Here is a 20,921-nt window from a genome sequence, read left to right on the forward strand (position 1 = left end):
TGTTCACTACTGAATGAAAAAGGAAAAGATACTTTTGCAGAATGGTTGATTGAAGTGGAATCAGCACCACTCCTAGGGGATTTAGCGTCACAGACGAGACACTAGAGCGAACGCAGTAAGTGAAGCGGCTCAACGGACGCCCCCTGGAAAGGATGCTGGCGGAACGGAAATTAACTCATCGCCTTGCTAAAAGGTCTTTTTCTGCTAGTAACATGGTCCTTTTTCAACAACATTCCCTTTATAACTAGACAGCATGATAACGACCAACAGGAACAATTAAAGGTGTTTTAGAAACAGGGTCTTCAATAACCATGCTATCTAAGTCAAATGTATCTTTAATTAACTCGCTTGTCACAATATCTTTTGGCGAACCTTCTGCAAGTAAACGACCATTTTTTAATGCGAATAAGTAGTCTGCATAACGGGCAGAAAGATTAATGTCATGTAATACCATGACAATGGTTGTACCATATTTTTTATTTAAATCTGTTAGTAAATCTAAAATTTCAACTTGATATGTAATATCTAAAAATGTTGTTGGCTCATCTAAAAATAAAATATCAGTTTGTTGCGCTAATGCCATAGCAATCCACACACGTTGACGCTGACCACCTGAAAGTTCATCGATATTGCGGTCAGCAAACTCTGTAATGTTCATCATTTCAAGAGCTTCTGCAACTGCCTCATAATCTTGTTTGGACCAACCTTTAAATAATGTTTGATGAGGAAATCGACCACGGCCAACTAAATCAGCAACTGTAATTCCTTCAGGAACGATAGGGGACTGAGGTAAAAGACCTAACACACGAGCTAATTGTTTTGGCGGCATTTGATGAATGGATTTGCCATCTAGCATGGCATGACCACCAGTTGGCTTAATCAGGCGTGCCATTGTTTTTAATAATGTAGATTTTCCGCAACCATTCGCACCAATAATAATGCTAATTTTATTACTTGGAATAGCAATGCTGACATTTTCTAAAATCGTCTTTTGCTCGTAACCAGATGTTATATGTTCAGCCTGAAGCGTATGTGTTGGTTTCATCATATATCTCCCTTTCGATTGATTCGAATTAACAAGTAAATTAAGTAAGGTGCACCAATGATTCCTGTAATAACACCTACTGGATATCTAGCTGTAAATGCGAATTGACCAATTAAATCAGCAGCCAATACTAAAATAACACCAATTAGACCAGCTGGAAGTATATTTGAAAACCCGACACCAACTAATTTTTTGGCAATTGGTCCAGCAAGGAATGCAACAAAGGCAATCGGTCCTGTAGTTGCTGTAGCAAGTGCAATGATTAATACAGAACAAAGCATTAAAATGATTCTTGTTTTGTTTGTGTCTACACCTAGAGAGGTGGATGTTTGTTCACCAAGCTCAAGCATTTCTAAATGCTTTCCGAAAAATAACAGTACAGGTGTAAATACAATGACGATCATCATTAATGGATAGAGTGACTCCATTTTCGCACCATTTAAGCTCCCACTCAACCATCTCATGGCACTTGGAATATCATGTGTATTGCCAATTAGCATTAAATAAGAGATGAATGCATTTAGCATTGCTTGAATACCAATCCCGATTAATATTAATTTGCCAATTGAAAAAGAAGAGCCTCTTGATAAAGCATAAATAATTAGGACAGTAGCTAAACCGCCAATAATTGAAGCGATGGATACAACGATATTACTTGCTTGCAGGACAATAATACAAAATACAGCAGCAGCACTTGAACCAGCTGTAATACCAATAACATTTGGATTTGCTAAAGGATTGCGCAACATAGTTTGGAAAATATAACCTCCAACACCAAATGCAAAGCCAGCAAATGTACCAGCTAGCATGCGTGGTAATCGAATTGTGCCTACAGCGAAAGAGGCACCTTGTACATGTTGGCCAAGGAGAACACGGATAACATCTTCAACAGGGTAAATCGTGTTACCAAGCATTAGCATTGTGCAACATAGTATTATGGAAATAACAGTCAGTACAGAAGTTATTATGACAAAGCGTCTTTTTCTTCGTTGTCTGCCTTTCATTATGGATATCAATGTTTCATTTATCATAACGCACGCATTTTCGCTTTCATCGTAATTAAAATCAAGATAGGGGCACCAATAAAGGCTGTTAAAATACCCACCTCTAGCTCACCAGGACTGCCAAGAAGTCGACCACAAACATCTGAAAACGTTAAAATAATTGCTCCTGTTAAGGCAGACATAGGAAGGATAAAGCGTATATCAGGTCCTATAATAAGGCGGACAACATGAGTTGCTAATAAACCGATAAAACCAATAGGTCCTGCTAGAGCGGTAGCAGCCCCACATAAAAGAACGCCACCTAGTGCTGCAAACATACGTAGTGTACCAGTACGAACACCTAAACCAGTTGCCACTTCATCCCCGAGTGCTAAAGCATTTAGTGCTGGAGCAGTGAAGAGGGCAATCAATAGGCCTACAACTAAAAATGGAATAAATAGCTGTATAGCGTCCCAGCTTCCAGCTCCTACACTACCAACTTGCCAAAATCGAAATTGATCCATTACATTTGTACGCGGAATCATAACCGCAACGACTAATGAAGATAAAATGGCACTTGTAGCAGCCCCTGCAAGTACAAGCTTTAATGGTGTAGCACCACTTGCACCCATAGAGCCTATTCCAAATACAAAAATAGCAGTGATAATGGCACCCGCTATTGCTAACCAAATATATTGATTGGCTGAACTAATGTCTAAAAAGGCAATACCACAAACGACAAAAAGTGATGCCCCTGTGTTTACCCCCAAAATACTTGGATCTGCAATTGGATTACGTGTAACGGCTTGCATTAGTGCCCCAGAAACGCCTAATGCCGCACCACACAGTAAACTAAAAATTGTTCGGACGATTCGTTTTCGGACAACAACGGCTTCATGTGACTGAACATCAGGATGGAACAAGCCATCCATTAGTCCAGTCCAGCCAATTGTACGAGAACCGAATAGTAGCGAAGCAATTACACATAACGCAAGAAAAATGATAAGAAAAAGCAAAACTTTAGCGAAATTTTTAGGGATAAATAACTGCTTCTGTTCGGTAGCTTGTATCTTATTCATATTACTTTATATTTTTTGCTACGTCTGAGATTAATGATAAATAGTCATCAATTGTATAGGCAATTGATAGTGGGCTAGGGGTACCAGCAGCTGCAAGTGGCGTATTATCGCCAATAACAACAACATTCCCATTTTGAATAGCAGGTACTTTCCCTAAAATTGGGTCAGCTTGTAATGCTGGTAAAGTTGTTTCATCTCCGTAAGCAATAAAGATTTCTACATCAGCTAAAGCATCTGCATTTTCAGCGCTTAATTCAATATAGAAGCTGCTATCATCCGAAATTTGTTTTGTAACGCTTTCAGGATATTCCATACCTAATTCTATTAAGAATTCACCGCGTGGATCTGCAGGTGTATAAACATAGAATTTTGATAAATCTGTTGGAGTAAACATAGCGAATGCAGCTTTTTTACCTTTAATAGCAGCATGTTCATTCACTTTATCTTGAATCAATTTTTCAGTGTCTTTGATTAATTGTTGACCTTGTGCTTCCATACCCATACCTTGAGCGTTTAATGTAACTTGGTCACGCCAAGAAGTTACCCAAGGAGTTTCTTTATAGGCTACAACAGGTGCGATTTGACTTAATGTCTCATATTCTTCTTGCGTAATACCAGAGTATGCAGCAAGAATGACATCTGGGTTAGAGTCAGCGATGGCTTCAAAGTCTAAACCGTCAGTATCTTGATAAATATTCGGATTTTCTTCGCCAAGCTCTTTTAATTTTTCAGCAGTCCAAGGAAGCATACCACTACCATCTTGTACACCATAGTTAGCTGCAGAGAAACCAACTGGCACTACACCAAGTGATAGTGCAACGTCATGGTTAGACCAAGCAATTGTTGCTACACGCTCAGGTTTTTTATCAATAACAGTTTCACCAAAAGCGTGTTTAATTGTAATCGGATATTGCTGTTTATCAGTAGTTTCTGATGTATTGTCTTTTGTCTGTTCTTCTTTTTTAGCAGTGTCTTTATTAGATGAATCAGAACATGCTGCTAAAGCTAAAACCATTAATGATAAAAGCATTACTATGAACATAGAATTTTTAATTTTTGACATTTTAATAACCTCACTTTATTTTAAAAAATGATAATGATAATCCTTATCATTCAGAGAAAAATATTACGCTAATTTCAGTAAAAGTCAACAAATATTTTTGCATTTTGTTGTTTTTTTGCTTTATCATGATTATACGATATTCGGTATAAAAACTGAGCTAGAAAAAAGCGGAAATACCCTGCACTTCTTGGTTGAGAATTCTTAAACTATTATCCTTATTTACACATCCTTAAATTGGTCGATGTAACGAATCTTTCCTAGAAGAGACATTTAGAAAGGAAGCCCCGTCCTACACTTATTGCATGGACGAGGCTTCCTTGTCTATTAGACTGTAGATGTTTGTTCGATTGGTGTGGAAGAAATATGAACTAATTGTTTGTCTTGATAAGTGAAGATGTAATCATAATTAGTTGCCTCATTGAGCATTGTTGGTAAATAATGTTTTAAATCTGCAATGCCAACATTTTCAGGGTGGAAAATCCAAGTAAGGTCCTTCCAATCAAGAATACCCTCTGCAACCTTTATAGGTGTTACATATGTAAAAGATTCAGGTAGTTCTGCTATAAAAGCGTACATACAGCCATAGTTAACAACGCCATCTGTCCATGTGATTTTTCCTTTATAAGTAATTTCTTCAACCGTAATACCTGTTTCTTCTTTAATTTCTCGTATAGCACCTGCTAATGGCGTTTCGTCCTGTTCAATTTTACCACCTACACCATTCCAGGCTCCCATCCATGCTGGGTAATTTCTATTCAATAAAAGAATTTGTTCACCCTTCTTTAGAAAACAAATTGTAAATTCAGCCAAAATTGTTTCTCCTTTTCTATTTAGTCGTTACTAAAATATTGTATCAAAGAAATCATTCTATCACGTCAAAATTGCATCCTGTATGCGTGTTATAGTTAATAAAGATAGTTGAAGGAGTGAGAATCGCTGTGATATTAATAAGTGCTTGTTTAGCAGGATTAAATGTTCGTTATAATGGCACCAACAGTTTAGATGAAAAAATACAAAGGCTTGTGTTAGAAAATAAAGCGATTACCGTTTGCCCGGAGCTGATGGGCGGTTTTTCAACCCCTCGGGAGCCTGCTGAAATTGTGGGAGGCAATGGAGAGGATGTACTTGATGGCAAAGCAACCGTTATTGAAAGGACTGGGCGTGATGTCACAGAGCTGTATTTAAAAGGAGCCTATGCAACTTTACAAAAAGCACTTGAAGTAGGCGCCTCTCTGGTCGTTTTAAAGGAGTATAGTCCATCTTGTGGTAGTGCAATGATTTATAATGGGGCGTTCAATGGTACTAAATTATTGGGTGAAGGGGTAACTACAGCATTACTACGAAGACATGGGATTGAGGTTCTATCAGAAGAGCAATTACTATAGAAAGGTCGGTTTTAACGAGAGAGTAACCTTTGTCAGTTAGAAACGTCTGAACTGGTGGGAGGTGGCTTATATGCCATTAACATTCGCACATCCAGCCGCAATCTTACCTTTTTCAAGACGAAGTAAGTACATACATTTTTCAGCACTTGTACTAGGAAGTATGGCACCTGATTTTGAGTATTTTTTTAGAGGTAGACCAATAGGAGAGATAGGCCATAGTTTAACGGGATTTTTCATTTTTAATTTACCTCTTATTATTTTGATTCACATCATTTATTGTAAGTATGTTCGGCAGCATGTAGTCCATCATTTACCAGTATGTTTACAGGATACGGCTAACCAAACAACTCCCAAGAGTAAACGACTCAATGTCATTGTCTTTGGTTATTCAGCGTTTTTGGGTATGCTCACACATGTCATTTGGGATTCCTTTACACATAAAAATGGATTTATGGTTTCGCATCTATCTATGTTATCAGAAACAATGCCCATTTTCGGTTTTCAATTCCCCCTTTATAAATACTTACAGCATGGTAGTACTTTAGTAGGCATTACGTTGATTATCGGTTATGTCTATGTTAGAGCAGTCCATCAATCAACGAATTCATTGCTCACTATTCATCCTAAACAAAAATTATTTTTCTGGATGCAGGTACTTGGATTAGCAATCTTCTATGTATGTTGCTGGTCTATTATAGATGGGGTATCAGTCAGCAATTATGGTGTATGGGTTGTCCGTATGATTGACTCATTTTTCTGCAGCTTGCTAACCATTTGTTTATTGAAAACATATTGGCAAAAATAAATAATAACCAGCATAATGGGACTCCCTTACGTGGGAGTCCTTTTGTTCGTTATCTCCTTTTCAGTTTGGATAAAAAGAAAAATACATAGATAACGAAGCTAGCATAAACTAGTATCCAGATGAACTGCCAATAGAACTTACTAGGGATGGATTTTATTTGATCGCCAACAGTCATCATTTCTAAAGAAAGATGGAGTGGTGGTAGAACCAAAATAAGACCTTTCATTTGCGGGATTGAATCTTTTAACGTTGCGACTACCAAGGTTAATAATAAGACGCTAATGACTCCCCACCAAGTGTTTTGTTTATTGTTGACAAGCTCTCTTGTAAAGATAGCAGAGAGAGCAATCCCCAAAATCGCTAAGCTAACATGAGAGAGAAATCCAAGAAATAGGTGGGTAAAGCTCGGTTCCTCAGCAAAAGCATGGATAGCTGTGGGATAAATAACAGAAACCATACTTAAACTAAAAGCAATCAAAATGGCAATTATAAACAGGCTGAAATGATAAGATGTCGCACCATTTGCATGTAATATCGTTATCATTTTTTGCCCTTCATCCTCTGAATGAAATAGTGTGACGGTAAACCAGCCCATCAGGAAAAAGAGGATTATAGAGGTAAATGAAAAGCTATCTAAAATAGGGTTTGGGACGAATGTGTAGTTAACAACAAGACATAAAATAAAAATAGAAAAAGGTGGAACATACTGATAGGTTCTCAAATAATTTTGTAACTGATATCGTCCTAAACTAATCATGTTGTATGAACTTCTCCTTATCATTGATCGGCATGAGTTGTTTAATAGAAGCGTTTTTATCAAGTAGCTGTTGTAAAAGATGGTCAGTACGCTGTGCTTGGATATGGACAATCACTTCATAAAAACCATTCGCTAATGGTGACTGCTGCTGTATTTCCGTTACATGTAATAGGTCTTTTATGTATGTAACATTCGAAATTTCAAAAATTAATTGATTGTAGGTTGTAGGAGTAACAGATAAATCCGTTTGCATCACTTCTTTATGGTGAATCATTAGAATCGTATCAACGACATGCTCCAGTAGCTTTGTTTCGTGACAAGATAAGATAATCGTCATCCCTTGTTGTTTGAGCGTCTTCAGTGTTTCTTCCAAATCATTCTGTGTTTGCAAATCCAGCCCTGATAAAGGTTCATCTAATATTAACAAGTCCGTTTCGTTGAGCATAGCCTGCATAATCATTATTTTTTGTTTCATACCTTTAGAAAAATGGGTCATTCTAGTATCCTGTACATCTTCCAGATGAAATAGTATTAATAAATCATTTATTCTCGATAAAAGTTTTTGTTTAGCCATCCCACGGATTCGCCCCATATGCTGAAGATATTCCTTGGGGGTAAATAGAATAGTGGAAGGGGCAACCTCTGGTACATAGCCAATTTTTAAAGCTTGTTTGGAAGACATAAAGGAACCATTGTCTGGCGTAATAAGCCCAGCAATCATTTTTAAGAGCGTGCTTTTGCCAGATCCGTTTTTTCCAACAATAGCAATTATTTGATTGTCGTAGATGGTAAAGGAGACATTTTTTAAAATGGAAGTACCTCTGTATTGCTTAGTGATGTTTCGTGCGTCGAGCAATATATTCATCAATCTGCACCTACTTAAATGAAATTCATTCATTTCATTGTAAATGATTTGTGGTATGTATGGCAAAAGAAACCATTTTTATTGAAAAACAGTAAGGAGCTGTTGGATGATGAACAGTTCCTTACTGTTTTTTACAGCGAACGATATTTTTTTAAACTAATGATATTTAATGTAATAAATACTACAGCGAAACAAGCAAGTATGCTGAGATTCATTATAATATCATTGAAGGAATAACCTTTATACATAACCCCATTTAATGCGTCCGCTGCGTAGTAAAGTGGCATGATACGCCCAATGTTTTGAAGCCATTCCGCCATACTATCAAGCGGAAAAATGCCTGAAAAGAATACTTGTGGAACAATAACAAGTGGAATAAATTGCATCATTTGGAATTCTGAAGCGGCAAAGCTTGAAAGCAGGGCACCTAAGGATAATGATACAAGGGCAATCATCATATTAATGAGTAAGACAAGCCAAATGGAGCCTACATGGACAATATCAAGCACATAGATGCCAAACAGTACGATAATAATTGTTTGTAGGAAGGCAAATAAACCATAACCGACCATATAGCCTGCTACAATTTCTGAGCGTCTGATAGGTGTTGCAAGTAAACGCTCCAATGTCCCAGAAGTTCGTTCCTTTAACAAGGCGATCCCTGTAATTAAAAAGACAAAGAAGAATACGAAGAAGCCGATGAGCATGGGACTAAATATGTCAAAAATGGCCGTATCCTCATTACCATAAACATAGTCTGTTTCTAAACTACCTATGGAGTCTTGAGAAGTCTGTAAAAGTTGAGCAAGTTGCATTGTTAAAGCTTTTGACTGGGAAGGATCATCATTTAATAAAGTTAACTTTAGTTCGTTTTGCTCTATTGCTAGCCATCCATCATACTCTTTGTCCTGTAGCTGTTTTTTCGAAAAATCATCGTCTTCAATAATTGTAAAATCTGTCTCTTTCATTTTGTCAATCAATGGTGCGGGACCATTGGAGACGACAAGTGTGACAGAAGCCTCGTTACTATTGAAAATAAAATACATTAATGACAAGACAAGAAGTGGGGCTAAAAATAATAAAGCAAGTGTCCGCTTATCTCGTTTCATTTGTTGTATGATTCTTGTGACGATAGCACCCATTCTCATTGTACGTCACCTCCAGCCTTTAAAAACACTTCATCAAAATCTTTTGCTTGATAATAGGCTTTTAATGCCTGTGGTGTACCTTGTGCAATAATATGCCCGCTTCTGAGCATAGCTAATTGATCGCATCTTTCCGCTTCATCCATCGCATGTGTCGTCACTAAAATCGTTTTATGTTCGTGTTCTTTTAAACGAATAAGTTCTTGCCAAATTTCCTTTTTTAAAACAGGATCAATGCCAACCGTTGGCTCATCTAAAATCAATACCTTAGGATTTTGAATAAGGGCAATGGCAAGGGACAGCCGACGTTTCATACCTCCAGAATAATTCATCACTTTAAGCTGTAAGTCATCGGTCAAACGAACAAGGCTTGCGGCATAGGCTACACGCTCCATTTGCTCCGCCTTCGATAATGAATAAAGCTTGGCAAAAAAATGTAGATTTTCTTCACCAGTTAAATCCGTATAAAGTGCATCTGACTGTGCCATATAGCCGATATCATTCAATAATTGCTTATGTGGAACAGCTAAATCTAATACTTCAATAGTGCCATTATCAGGTTTTAGCATGCCCATAATCATTTTAATTAGCGTTGTTTTTCCACAGCCTGACGGACCAACTAAGCCCATCAATTGTCCCTTGGGAATATCTAAGGTAAGTGGGGCAATAACTTGCTTATGTTGAAATCTTTTTTCAAGGGTTTTAATAGAGATTGCATGGTTTCCCATATGGATCTCACTCCTTCACTGAACACTATGTTGATTTGATAAAAATTTTACGGTAGCATGTGAACAAATACAATCAACAGTTTGCCTGTAAGTGTTAAGTAACTGGAGGGAAGTTTGTGTCTGTACATGAAAAGATGAATTTTGAAACAAAGCAAGCCATTAAAAAGGTTTTTATCCAGCAAGTAGAGGAGGTCGGCTTTGAACGTGTGACCGTCAAAAATTTAGCGTTAGCTGCCCAAATCAATCGTGGAACGTTTTATTTACATTATACGGATAAATATGACGTAATGGAGGATTTGCAACAGGAGCTATTAATGGAATTAGAACGCTATGTCAAACATGTTCAACCAGTGGAAGCATTCCAAACATTAAAAATGGGTCAATTCTATCAACCCTTTATTAAAGTGATAACATGTATAAAAGAGCATGCAACAGCCTTTCGTATGCTATTAGGAGAGCAAGGAAGTCCTGCTTTTACACAAAAGATGAAAACTATCTTTGGCAATCATATTTTGGACAGATTATCAGTGATTCGCGAGGAAGTAAAGGATCCAGAATTTCAGCAATACTTACAAGCCTTTATCGCATCTGCCATTCTGGGTGTAATTCAGGAGTGGCTTGACAAAGGCAATGAAAATTTAACGGTAGAAGAAATGGTCGCCCTCCATTTTCGATTATTACGATTTTTAGGAAATGTAGTAGCCAATAGTTAACGGCACTGTAGCGGTTGGGGGATGATAATTGTCAATCTCGTTTAACGAAAAAATGAATAGCTAAACTATCGCAAAGTACACCAATTAGAAAATGACTGCCAAGCATCCACTGGTAAGAGCAATCTAGTTGAATATTATCTGAACCGAACAATGTATAGATTGCCCCCTATTATTAAGTGTTTCAATGTGATAAAAGATATTAAAAATCCCAGCACTATAGGCATAGCAAGTTTTAAAGCCTTACTGCTACAACAAAAATAGACCGAAATTTAGCAGCAATAGCCTTGTTATGTTTAGCTCATGAGAAAACAACATTTCGAAGATTGTCACCAAGGTAGGGAGTATAAATGGCTAGCGCATTATGCGCATATAAAAAAGAACATGACGATGAGCCTTTTAGATAGTCTCATGCATGTTCTGCTGATAGCCCTTTGTTCAAATTTATTTGTCATAATAATCGTTCAATGCCACTTCCAAACGTTCTTCTAAATGCTGAGAAATATAGCTTAGCACAAATTGCTCTTTATCCATCTCAATTTGAGCTGACTTGAACATTTTAATGAAAAAACTTACTTTATGCTTCTCTGAAAAAAGCCGTAATGCTTCCGTTCGCAAAGTAGATACAATCTCATTTTCTATATGACGCTCTCTAATCTTCTGCACAATATCCTTCACACTGTTTTCTTGTAGCTCTGAAATTTGCTGTTGGAGATGTTCATTTTCTTGTTTCAGTTCTACTGTTTCTTTTTGAATTTCCTCTACTTGAAGAGCGGAGTCAGCAGATAATCGCTGAATATTTTGAGCAAGAAAATCCTGATTGATGTTTACTTGTAATGTTCCTTGCTCTTCATCTGGCAAAATCTGAAAGAGGCCAGTTTGGATCATCTGCTGTAGGACGTTTCCAAGCACATCAATTTTATGTGATAAATCATCAGAATCCATAGTCGTTGCGGTAATTTGATGTTTCAGCAACTGACCATTATCATCAATGCCTAGCAATAATTTTATCCCCCTCACACGATACTCATCCTTCAATAATAAAATCATTCTTAGCCTTACTATAGCAGGCAGGTTTAAACGAATATTACCATTCACGTTCGGCGATGCATTGTCAAAAATGTATTGTTCAAATGGTTTTAAATAGTAGCGAAGCATAGCGTCTGTAATATCAAACCAGCCCGCGACTTCTGCTATTGTATAGTGTTTGGATTCATCGATGTCTGTTAAATAAGCATCCTGATAAAGATTCTCCTCTAAAGGCGTATGTTGTAGTGCAACAAACAATGGGTCATCTTGCACAATTCCAAGTACCATTTCTTTTGCATCATTTACTTTAAGCATCCTTTCACACCCCACTTTATTTTTCCCATGACTAATTGTTCTCTATATAGGTTTCTATTCGTTTGGCAGCAATTGTATGCCTATTTTATGTAGGAAATAATCATTAGAACAATGTACCTTTTAATCTTTTATGACTCTTGAGGGAAATATTAGTCATAAATGGAGATACATTAAAATAGAGGGGGAGGGGATACTCATTTAGTACGTACCACGTTTTGTACCCTGAAATCCAATAAATCATTGCAGTAAAAGTGATGATGTTAGATATGTAGTTGCTAAAGAAAATACAGTGTTTTAATTACTAAGCTATTAAGGTTAGGACCAAGCAAATTATGGATACAAAAATTTCTCTTCACCATTTAGGAAGCAACCACCGATTATTACTATGGGTAACTTTAAGTTCATTTGCATCTGATGAACAGGTATCTAAGTGAAATTGCTTATCTTAGAAATTTCATCTGTATTCCCTTTTAGTACATTTTTGCTGCTTTTGCATCTAATTCATGCATAAATCTATTGTTTTTATATTGTGCTAATCTTTTATAAGCGAAATCCCATTCAACATTGAATAGCTCTTGAATTAGTTGAATGGCTTTATCCTCGCTTTCCGGTAAGTTAATTTTGTTCAACATAAATGTTGGTACACATGCTTGTACCATAAAATTATTAGCTTTCCACTCTTGATACTCAATCCACGAGTAGGGCATCTTTTCCTGACTGCCACTATGAAATAAAACATGACACAGTTCATGACAAAAATCTTGCCATAATTGTTTAGGGGACAGATTTTGATCTAAAAAAATATAAGCCTGATCACCTAAAAATAGGACTTGACTGGGATTATCCCAGAAATATACTAGAATGCCTAACTTGTAGGCTATTTCATTTACATCTAGTTGATGTGGTAACAAAATTTCTAATTTAGTATAAAGACTTTCTATAAAATCTTCGGTGTAAGTAGTATACGACATAAAACCATCCCCAGACTCCGTGTAATGAAACGTATGTTCTTATTTGATTTATAATAAAAGCCCACTTCTAGGAAGAAGGGCTAAAAAATATTATTTCTTTTCATGTTTGATAATCTCCCAAATGTCTCGTAAACGGCGAACAGTTTCTTCATCTGACTTAGGAAGTTCTTTATAAAAGACCTGCAATTCTGGATCATTAGCAAATGCTTGGAAAGCAGCCTCATCTTTATCAAAAGGTTGTTTTTCATCTGTTTCACATAATATATACGCTACACTTACATCGTACTTTTCTGCTAACTTTTGAAGGCTTCCTATGGAAATTTCATTGCGGCCTTGTTCATAATACCCGTATGCACTTTCAGAAATATTTAAGAATTTGGCAACATCTGCTTGTGTTAATTTAGCTTCTTTTCTTAATTCTTTAAGCCTTTGCGGTACATTAGACATGATTACACCTCACTTAAATATGTATCTTCATTATACAACAATTTGTTGGGTTTGTAGTTAAATAAAAATAAAAAACAACAAAAAATCTAGTTTTAGTTTGACAGACAACTTTTTGTTGGGTAATATAAAACCATAAAAAGTTGGGGGTGTGGTTTTGGAAACAACAAATCGTCGGTTAATACTTATTGATGCTAGAAAACAAAAAAATTGGTTGCAAAAAGATGTAGTGGAAAAACTTGATATTGAACTCGGTATCACTATTAGTGAAAGCTATTATGGAATGATTGAACAGGGAGTACGCACACCGTCCTTAGATGTAGCATTAGCAATTTCTGACCTATTTGAAATGGCACCATCAAAAATTTTTTTGAAAAATAAAACAACATTTTGTTGTGTTTGGTAAGAAACTAATTTGGAGGTTCTTATATAAATCGATTGCAAACTTTTAACTTTCATAATCAAAACGTTCGAATTGTTGAATTAAATAACGAGCCTTGGTTTGTAGCCGCGGATGTTTGTAGAGTATTAGCACTAACTAATCTTACTGTAGCAATTAACCGTTTAGAAAATGATGAACGGTCGAAGTTCAACTTAGGGCGTCAGGGTGAAACAAACATTGTCAATGAATCTGGACTTTATGAACTAATATTCGCAAGTCGTAAACCAACGGCAAGAGCATTTAAAAAATGGGTTAAATCAGAAGTTTTACCCTCAGTTAGAAAGGATGGTGGCTATATCACTACTATCGAAAACGATGATGATGCATCAATTATGGCTAAAGCTTTATTAATTGCCAGTAAAAAAATCAAAAATAACGAGAAAAATATGGGTGAGCAGCGATTGTTGATTGATTCACAAAAAACAAAAGTGTTATTTGCAGACGCAATACAAGCTAGTGAAACAAGCATTCTTATTGGAGAGTTCGCCAAAATCTTAAAGCAAAATGGTATAGATGTTGGACAAAAGCGTCTATTCAAATGGCTAAGAGAAAATGGCTATTTAATCAAGCGTAAAGGATCAGCTTACAATTCACCAACACAAAAATCAATGGAACTGGGTTTGTTCGAAATTAAAGAAACACCTATTCATCATAACAGTGGGGAAATCAGTATTAGTAAAACATCTAAAATCACTAGTACAGGACAGGCTTACTTTATTAATAAGTTTTTGGGCAAGGTAGTGACAATATGATTAGTACAATAGTGAACGAATCGATGGTGATTCGAAATTTTTTCATCATGACTAAAGAAAGAATAGAAGGCAACTCAAATAACTTTACTAGAGTCACTCTTCATCCCAAAGTACATTTTGTTGATTTAGCGCAATTAAAAACAATCGTCCCCTTCGAACCTGATTTCAAATAACTTTTTAAACGATCCACTAGTTAGACAACATCAGTGTCAACCACATAGTAAAAGAACACATTAGGGGGAGAGAAAATGGCTAAATACAGACATGTACACACAACTTTTTGGGATGACGGCTTTGTATTAGATCTTACACCAGAGGAGAAATATTTCTATCTGTATTTGATGACAAACAATAATACAACACAATGTGGTATTTACGAATTACCTTACAGAGTAATAGAAATGCATACAGGTTATAACCGTGAAACAGTACAGAAACTATTACAAAGGTTCTTTGAATACGGAAAAATTACTTACAACGAATTAACGAAAGAAATCATGCTAATTAACTGGGCAAAATACAACTTTATAAATTCGCCTAAAGTTAAAAAATGTATCGAAAAAGAGCTGTTTGCAGTAAAACATACCCCATTTATTAAGAGCTATGTTACCTCATTGGAACAGTTAGGATACAGTCTTGATACCGTATCAAGACTGTTAGAAGGACCGGATGAGCAGAAAGAACTTAATCCTAGTAATGACAATGGTTCGATACCGTATCAATACCCTATCGATACACCTTCTAAAGTGTGTGGGGAAGAAAAACAAAAAGAAAAACAAAAACAAAAAGAAAAACAAAAAGAAAAAGAAAAACAAAAAGAAAAACAAACAGCAGATAGTGAAATAGTCAGTCAGTCGACAGTCACTGAGGAACAATTAATTTTCTTAACTAAATTCTATGATGAAAACATTCAAAGAGCATCTGGTTATATTTGCGAGTGCATAGAACGCATGGCAAGTGAAAATAATCCAGCACTTGTTTATGAAGCCATGAAAATAACGGCACTACATCAACCAAACATACCAATGCAGTATACAGAACAAATTTTAGCAAACTGGAGAAAGTCTTTTATTAAGAATGTTGAGCAATTAAAGGCCAAGGAAGAAAGGGAGAAAAAAAATAGACAGCAATCTAGCAGATATTCTTATCAAAAGTCTAACAGTCGTACAGAGATAGTGCCAGAGTGGTTCGCCAATCGCAATGATAAAGACGAGTCATCAATTCCATTTGCTGAGTCTAATAACAACACGATAGATTTTGAAGCTGAAAGACAAAAGGTTTTAGAAATGCTTGGTAAATAGGAGTGTATGAGCAATGACTAAAAATGAGATTGCATGATCGTATGTTTTGGTGTTCAAGGATGAAAGAGCATTTAAAAAACAAAAACGTATATTGAGGATGTGCGTTTGACATTTATTTAGCACAATGTAAAAACATTTGTTATAACGGTCAGTGGTGGAATGCTAGAGCAGAGAGAATTGAAAAGATACATAGGAGGGCATAACTATGATAAAAGAGAAAATACAACTAAATCGTTACCAACTAGATAAGGCAATTAAAAAGTACAATGACAATATGTGCAAGTACATGAGAATGAAGGATGAACTAGATTCATTAACAGCTGTAGCATCTACAGCAAAGTATGGCTTTGAGGCAGCAATGCCAAAAGCTATTGGAAGAACAAGCGACCCAGTGCATGCTCATGTTCAAATGAGAGCTTTACGCGAGGAGCGCATGAACAAGATTAAAGATGAGCTACTATTAGTTCAAAATTTAGCTGACAAGGTAACTGGCGACCTTGAACAGGAAGTACTTTTCTGGTTACTAGAAGGCATGCCATTCCGTTGGATTGGTGCAAATCTTAATATGAGTCATACTAGTGTACAACGTGTGCGAGAAAGAGTTTTAGATATGATGCTGAAGTAACCAAAGGGTTACTTCTCAGACTGTAGACAAAAGCCCATCGAGAAGTTCACTCTCGATGGCTTTTGTCATTTTTCTTCCTATTTTATTTTTAACATTTGGTAATATACTACCAAATTCAACATACTCTTCGAGCATAGTTGCTCTCTTAAGCTACTTGCCACGTCCAAGTAGCCAGTTTCTTTAAATTCATGGCAGCAAAAGTAAGCATCGCCTGCATGGACAATTTTTTCAGACCTCTTAAGGTTGTCCATCGCATACCATGCTTTTCCTTTGCATCGGCAAAGACACGCTCAATCGTTTCTTTGCGCTTTGCATAAATCTGTTTGATGTCATAGGAATGGCGTAAATGTTCAGCTTCCTCCACATATGACTCCCAAATATGGCGTTGAATGAGTTTTTGATGATGCTTACTTTCTGTACATTGGGAAAGGCTTGGACACTTCGCACAAATCAAAGGATTCGATTTATATTGGCGATATCCTTCCTTCGTCGTTGTCGCATACTTCAATATCTGCCCTTGTGGGCAAAGATAACAATTATAGTGCTCGTCATATGTATACTCGTGCTTTCGGAAGAATCCATCTTTCGTTTTAGGACGTGTATATGGAAGAACAGGCAACATTTGATTCTCTAACAAAAAGTTCGTAATCGCTGGTGTTTTATAGGCTGCATCTGCCGCAACGGCGATTGGTTTTTGAACGTTTTGAATGACCCTTTCAACAAGTGGCTGCAATACATGGCTATCGTGCACATTTCCCGGAGTCACAATGGCACCTAAGACAAAGCCTTTTTCATCTGTGGCTGCATGAAAGGAATATGCAAACTGCTTCGTACGTTCATCCTTCACGTAATACCCACTTTCAGGATCTGTCGTGCTTTCCTTTATTTCTTTCCATTCTTCCTTTTCAAACTTCTCCGGGGGAAAGGGCTTTTTTCCGTGTTCTTCACGGTCCATATTTAACTCTAATTGAAGCTTCTCTTCATAAGCTCGTGTTTCTTTTCGCACGACCTTTTTATCATACTTCCGTTTATTCGCACTCGCTTTCACATGCGTGGAATCAATAAATAGATGGTCTGCATGGAGGAGTCCCTGATGCATAATCTCTTTTAATATACGATAGAATATCTGTTCAAATATATCGGTGTCTTGAAAGCGACGGGCATAATTTTTACCGAAGGTAGAGAAATGCGGGACTTCTGTATGGAAGCCAAATCCTAAAAACCAGCGATACGCCATATTCGTTTCAATTTCTTTGATCGTTTGACGCATGGAGCGAATGCCAAAAACATATTGAATAAACGTCATTTTGAAGAGAACGACAGGATCAATACTAGGACGCCCATTAGGTGAATAAAGATTTTCTACTAAAGGATAGATAAATGAAAAATCAATAGCAGCCTCCAGTTTTCTCACTAAATGATCGTTGGGAACTAATTGATCAATCGTTAACATTTCTAATTGTTCACGTTCATTGGTTTGATTCTTCGTCATCATGCTTCATCACCTCAAAAGTTTACTTTTCAACACCCTATGTAGATAGAGTACTTTATGTAGAAGTTGATTGGAACGAAGGGCGGCGACTCCTGCGGGAAAAGCGGGAAAGTCGAGATCCTGGACTGAGCGAAGCGAGGGAAGCAGCTCGACCCCGCCCGCGGAAAGCGTCCGCCCGTAGTGGAAATCAACGGCTTTACTTTTTTACTTTATTTTATTGTAAAAGAAAAAAGACTGTAGGCAAACTCTCAAATTTTTTGAGTTTGTCTACAGTCTGGGTTACTTCTTTTTTGTGAACCTTTAAATATTTTGCCAGGGGTTTTATTGGGCTAACAGAAATGAAGAGCTATTATTTTGTTATATACTTTTTTCATTTAGACGACAATTTAGGATTTGCTATTTTATTCTAGTATTCATTTAAGAGTGATTGATAATATTTCATTTTACTTGCCAAATGTTCCAAGTGTGACAAATGTTCCAAACGTTCCAAACATATCATTTTAAGTAATTGATAGTGTAAACTTGGAAGTAGGACGACGAGGTAAGGATTTCACCTTTTGGAATTTATAAAACAATAAATGACCAAGGCGATAGACCGTCGACCAATCAATGCCCCATAAACTTGATTGAGGCATAAAAAGGAGTGGTTTTCAGTTGAAAAATTTGTAGGATAGAACTAAATGGGCAAGAGTAGCAGCTATAGAAATCCCATCACTCCAAGAAGCACAAAACGTATTCCAAGCAACCATTTGAAAAGGAGGCTATATGGAATGGCTAACGTTCAAGTAAAAGTTAAAACGACGCTTTCCTATTCGGTATAAGGGAGGGCGTTTTTTAGTTGGAGATGAATAAAGGATTGACGGTTCAATGTTAGAACGATTTGATGAGCTGAAGAAACTACTTTATGAACTACCAAAACGTCTGAAAGTGAGTGATTCGATGTATTTAATTCTATATTCATATGTTTACTAACTAACTTGTTGAAGGAGGCTTTTGATGGAAATTTATGATATTCAAAACGCTTTATCTAGTAAGCTCCACGAAGCTTTCGGAGCGGAATATAAAAAATATATTGATGAATTACCGCAGGAGTTTAATACGCCTGCTTTTTTAATTCAATTTTTGAGCTTAGAGCATATCCGACAAATAGGTGGTCGATGGAAAGTAACAGCACATTTTAACGTGAAGTATTTCCCTAAAAATGGCATACCTGAGGCGTCTAATATGACTTTAAAGGTTCAACAAGCAATCAAAGAAATAACATTATTAAATGGTTCACTACTGCTTGGTACCGGAGCAACTAGCGAAGTTATTGAAGGCATTGGTAATAATTTTATTCATTTTAATTTCTTCTTACAAGAAATTGAAGAGAAAGCTTTTATGGGGTCATTAGATCATAATATTAACAAAGAAGAGGTGGTTTCAGTTGGCGAAAGCAATTCAGAAGAAGGTTGAGTTGATGGAAAGCAAAAACGTTGAAAAGGTAATTAGTTCGGATTTACCGAAATTTACAAAAGAGCAACTTTCAAAAAGTCAAAAGTATATATATCGCCGTGATGCACTCAATGCATTGTTAGAAAAAGAAAAAACTTATTCATTCGCTCAAGTGGATGAAATACTGAAGAAATTCGATAAGGGAGGTAATTAATATGGCGTTAGGTGGAGGAGTATTTTTATCACAAAACAAAGTATTACCAGGGAAATATCACAATTTTATTAGCGCTACTCGTGCATTTGTAAATCTAAGCAATCGCGGTTACGTTGGTTTGCCAATTGCACTTGACTGGGGCGTAGATGGAGAAGTATTTGCTGTAACACAAGAGGATTTACGAAAGAATTCTCGCAAAATTTTTGGTTATGAATATATGGACTCAAAAATGAAAGGTATCCGTGATGTATTTAAAAATGCTATCACGGTTTATTTTTACAAACTTGCTGTGGATGCAGAAGCGGCTACAAATGATTTTGCAACAGCTAAGTTCAAAGGTACACGAGGGAATGATATTACGATTGTCATTCAGGCAAATGTCGATGAGCCATCGAAATTCGATGTTAAAACATTGCTAGCTAATGTGTTAGTAGACGAACAAATTGCGGTAGCTACTGCTACAGAATTAATCGCTAATGATTTTGTTGTGTTTAAAACGAATGCAACTTTAGCTGTTACAGCTGGTACCGCATTAGCTGGAGGTTCCAATGGCTTAGCTATTACTGGTGGGGCACATCAAGAGGCACTAGATGCTTTAGAAGCATATGGTTTCAATACTCTTGGCTGCTTGTCTTCCGAAAGTTCAATTAAATCGTTATATATTGAGTATACAAAGCGTATTCGTGACCAAATTGGTGGTAAATTCCAACTTGTAGGTCATAAACTTGGCAGTGCTAACCATGAAGGGATTATTGACGTACAAAACGATACTAACGGACCAGAAGAAGAAGTGTTTGGTGCAGTATATTGGGTATCTGGTGCTCAGGCTGGAGTGGCTGTCAATAAGTCAAATACTAATAAAAAATACGAAGGTGAATTTACAGTTGATATGTCTGAAACAAAGACACAGTCACAACTCACAACTTTATTAAAGGCTGGCAAATATTTATTACATCGTGTTGGGGATGAAATTCGTGTACTTGAAGATGTGAATACCTTTATATCGTTTTCAGATGAGAAAAACGAGGACTTCAGTTTGAATCAAGTCATTCGTGTGCTTGATCAGCTTGCGATTGATACAGCTCAATTGTTTAACACTCGTTATTTAGGTCAGGTGCCAAATGATCAAGATGGTCGTATTTCTTTATGGAATGACATTGGTAGTCATCGAAAGGAAATGCAACGTATTAGAGCTATCCAAAATTACAACAAGGATGAACTAACGGTTGCACAAGGTAATTCAAAGAAAGCTGTTGTAGTAAATGAAGTCGTGATTCCTACGGTTGCGATGTCACAACTTTACATCACAACAACAGTAGCTTAAGGGGAGGGCAAAC

23 protein-coding genes are annotated in these 20,921 nt (G+C 36.6%); 10 read left to right on the top strand and 13 right to left on the bottom strand.

Annotation, left to right across the window (positions count from 1 at the left end; genetic code table 11):
* Window positions 1–244: 244 nt before the first annotated feature.
* The 5 genes from V6670_RS06410 to V6670_RS06430 form a co-directional block, all read right to left on the bottom strand.
* Window positions 245–1,045 carry an ABC transporter ATP-binding protein gene (locus V6670_RS06410; RefSeq protein ID WP_036127699.1) on the bottom strand — a complete coding sequence of 267 codons (801 nt, stop codon included), beginning with the start codon at window positions 1,043–1,045 and terminating at the stop codon, window positions 245–247.
* The gene (locus tag V6670_RS06415) at window positions 1,045–2,076 is read right to left on the bottom strand and encodes an iron chelate uptake ABC transporter family permease subunit (protein WP_141905926.1); all 1,032 of its coding nucleotides are present in this window, start codon (window positions 2,074–2,076) and stop codon (window positions 1,045–1,047) included. The genes V6670_RS06410 and V6670_RS06415 overlap by 1 nt, the downstream gene beginning before the upstream one ends.
* Window positions 2,073–3,107, bottom strand: coding sequence for an iron ABC transporter permease (locus tag V6670_RS06420; protein WP_186436259.1), 1,035 nt, complete (start codon window positions 3,105–3,107; stop codon window positions 2,073–2,075). The genes V6670_RS06415 and V6670_RS06420 overlap by 4 nt, the downstream gene beginning before the upstream one ends.
* A gap of 1 nt (window position 3,108) precedes the next feature.
* The gene (locus V6670_RS06425; protein ID WP_141905927.1) at window positions 3,109–4,170 is read right to left on the bottom strand and encodes an iron-siderophore ABC transporter substrate-binding protein; all 1,062 of its coding nucleotides are present in this window, start codon (window positions 4,168–4,170) and stop codon (window positions 3,109–3,111) included.
* A gap of 324 nt (window positions 4,171–4,494) precedes the next feature.
* A complete protein-coding gene (locus V6670_RS06430) occupies window positions 4,495–4,980 on the bottom strand; it encodes an 8-oxo-dGTP diphosphatase (RefSeq protein ID WP_141905928.1) in 486 nt (161 codons plus the stop codon).
* Window positions 4,981–5,108: 128 nt separating this feature from the next.
* Between V6670_RS06430 and V6670_RS06435 the strand changes: the two genes are divergently transcribed.
* Both V6670_RS06435 and V6670_RS06440 read left to right on the top strand, forming a co-directional pair.
* Window positions 5,109–5,555, top strand: a complete 447-nt coding sequence (locus V6670_RS06435; protein ID WP_141905929.1) for a DUF523 domain-containing protein — start codon at window positions 5,109–5,111, stop codon at window positions 5,553–5,555.
* A 70-nt stretch (window positions 5,556–5,625) separates the two neighbouring features.
* On the top strand, window positions 5,626–6,360 hold the full coding sequence (locus V6670_RS06440) for a DUF4184 family protein (RefSeq protein WP_141905930.1): 735 nt from the start codon (window positions 5,626–5,628) through the stop codon (window positions 6,358–6,360).
* A 49-nt stretch (window positions 6,361–6,409) separates the two neighbouring features.
* On the opposite strand, the gene V6670_RS06445 is transcribed toward V6670_RS06440, so the two are convergent.
* The 4 genes from V6670_RS06445 to V6670_RS06460 all read right to left on the bottom strand — a co-directional run bounded on the left by V6670_RS06445 (window position 6,410) and on the right by V6670_RS06460 (window position 9,855).
* A complete protein-coding gene (locus tag V6670_RS06445) occupies window positions 6,410–7,117 on the bottom strand; it encodes an ABC transporter permease (RefSeq protein WP_141905931.1) in 708 nt (235 codons plus the stop codon).
* Entirely contained in the window at window positions 7,110–7,982 is an 873-nt protein-coding gene (locus V6670_RS06450; RefSeq protein WP_141905932.1) for an ABC transporter ATP-binding protein, read from the bottom strand. Before V6670_RS06450 ends, V6670_RS06445 begins: the two co-directional genes overlap by 8 nt.
* Window positions 7,983–8,113: 131 nt before the next feature.
* Window positions 8,114–9,130 (bottom strand): ABC transporter permease, encoded by a 1,017-nt coding sequence (locus V6670_RS06455; protein WP_141905933.1) that lies wholly within the window; start codon window positions 9,128–9,130, stop codon window positions 8,114–8,116.
* Window positions 9,127–9,855 (bottom strand): ABC transporter ATP-binding protein, encoded by a 729-nt coding sequence (locus V6670_RS06460; RefSeq protein ID WP_141905934.1) that lies wholly within the window; start codon window positions 9,853–9,855, stop codon window positions 9,127–9,129. Before V6670_RS06460 ends, V6670_RS06455 begins: the two co-directional genes overlap by 4 nt.
* Window positions 9,856–9,971: 116 nt before the next feature.
* Here V6670_RS06460 and V6670_RS06465 point away from each other — a divergent pair, with 116 nt between their 5' ends.
* Window positions 9,972–10,568: a TetR/AcrR family transcriptional regulator C-terminal domain-containing protein gene (locus V6670_RS06465; RefSeq protein ID WP_036127669.1), complete on the top strand. Its 597-nt coding sequence runs from the start codon at window positions 9,972–9,974 to the stop codon at window positions 10,566–10,568.
* A gap of 441 nt (window positions 10,569–11,009) precedes the next feature.
* On the opposite strand, the gene V6670_RS06470 is transcribed toward V6670_RS06465, so the two are convergent.
* The 3 genes from V6670_RS06470 to V6670_RS06480 all read right to left on the bottom strand — a co-directional run bounded on the left by V6670_RS06470 (window position 11,010) and on the right by V6670_RS06480 (window position 13,327).
* Window positions 11,010–11,909 carry a hypothetical protein gene (locus tag V6670_RS06470; RefSeq protein ID WP_141905935.1) on the bottom strand — a complete coding sequence of 300 codons (900 nt, stop codon included), beginning with the start codon at window positions 11,907–11,909 and terminating at the stop codon, window positions 11,010–11,012.
* Between the two features lie 470 nt (window positions 11,910–12,379).
* Window positions 12,380–12,880 carry an ImmA/IrrE family metallo-endopeptidase gene (locus tag V6670_RS06475; RefSeq protein WP_141905936.1) on the bottom strand — a complete coding sequence of 167 codons (501 nt, stop codon included), beginning with the start codon at window positions 12,878–12,880 and terminating at the stop codon, window positions 12,380–12,382.
* A gap of 90 nt (window positions 12,881–12,970) precedes the next feature.
* Complete coding sequence (locus V6670_RS06480; protein WP_036127660.1) at window positions 12,971–13,327, bottom strand: helix-turn-helix transcriptional regulator; 357 nt, start codon at window positions 13,325–13,327, stop codon at window positions 12,971–12,973.
* Window positions 13,328–13,481: 154 nt separating this feature from the next.
* On the opposite strand from V6670_RS06480, the gene V6670_RS06485 reads away from it, so the two are divergent.
* The 4 genes from V6670_RS06485 to V6670_RS06500 all read left to right on the top strand — a co-directional run bounded on the left by V6670_RS06485 (window position 13,482) and on the right by V6670_RS06500 (window position 16,444).
* On the top strand, window positions 13,482–13,730 hold the full coding sequence (locus V6670_RS06485; RefSeq protein ID WP_101966368.1) for a helix-turn-helix transcriptional regulator: 249 nt from the start codon (window positions 13,482–13,484) through the stop codon (window positions 13,728–13,730).
* Window positions 13,731–13,762: 32 nt separating this feature from the next.
* Complete coding sequence (locus V6670_RS06490) at window positions 13,763–14,518, top strand: phage antirepressor (protein WP_338653220.1); 756 nt, start codon at window positions 13,763–13,765, stop codon at window positions 14,516–14,518.
* 248 nt (window positions 14,519–14,766) lie between these two features.
* Window positions 14,767–15,819 (top strand): DnaD domain protein, encoded by a 1,053-nt coding sequence (locus V6670_RS06495; protein ID WP_338653221.1) that lies wholly within the window; start codon window positions 14,767–14,769, stop codon window positions 15,817–15,819.
* 205 nt (window positions 15,820–16,024) lie between these two features.
* Window positions 16,025–16,444 carry a hypothetical protein gene (locus tag V6670_RS06500; RefSeq protein ID WP_231744966.1) on the top strand — a complete coding sequence of 140 codons (420 nt, stop codon included), beginning with the start codon at window positions 16,025–16,027 and terminating at the stop codon, window positions 16,442–16,444.
* Window positions 16,445–16,589: 145 nt separating this feature from the next.
* Here V6670_RS06500 and V6670_RS06505 read toward each other — a convergent pair whose 3' ends face one another.
* Entirely contained in the window at window positions 16,590–17,939 is a 1,350-nt protein-coding gene (locus V6670_RS06505; RefSeq protein WP_338651864.1) for an IS1182-like element ISBsp5 family transposase, read from the bottom strand.
* A 993-nt stretch (window positions 17,940–18,932) separates the two neighbouring features.
* Here V6670_RS06505 and V6670_RS06510 point away from each other — a divergent pair.
* The 3 genes from V6670_RS06510 to V6670_RS06520 are packed head-to-tail and all read left to right on the top strand — an operon-like array spanning window position 18,933 to window position 20,908.
* A complete protein-coding gene (locus tag V6670_RS06510) occupies window positions 18,933–19,391 on the top strand; it encodes a DUF6838 family protein (RefSeq protein WP_141905587.1) in 459 nt (152 codons plus the stop codon).
* Window positions 19,363–19,584: a hypothetical protein gene (locus V6670_RS06515; RefSeq protein WP_338653225.1), complete on the top strand. Its 222-nt coding sequence runs from the start codon at window positions 19,363–19,365 to the stop codon at window positions 19,582–19,584. Before V6670_RS06510 ends, V6670_RS06515 begins: the two co-directional genes overlap by 29 nt.
* A 1-nt stretch (window position 19,585) precedes the next feature.
* On the top strand, window positions 19,586–20,908 hold the full coding sequence (locus tag V6670_RS06520) for a phage tail sheath family protein (RefSeq protein WP_141905586.1): 1,323 nt from the start codon (window positions 19,586–19,588) through the stop codon (window positions 20,906–20,908).
* The last annotated feature ends 13 nt before the right edge of the window (window positions 20,909–20,921 follow it).

Source organism: Lysinibacillus sp. Y5S-8 (genome assembly GCF_036894365.1).
GTDB classification, from domain to species: domain Bacteria; phylum Bacillota; class Bacilli; order Bacillales_A; family Planococcaceae; genus Lysinibacillus; species Lysinibacillus fusiformis_D.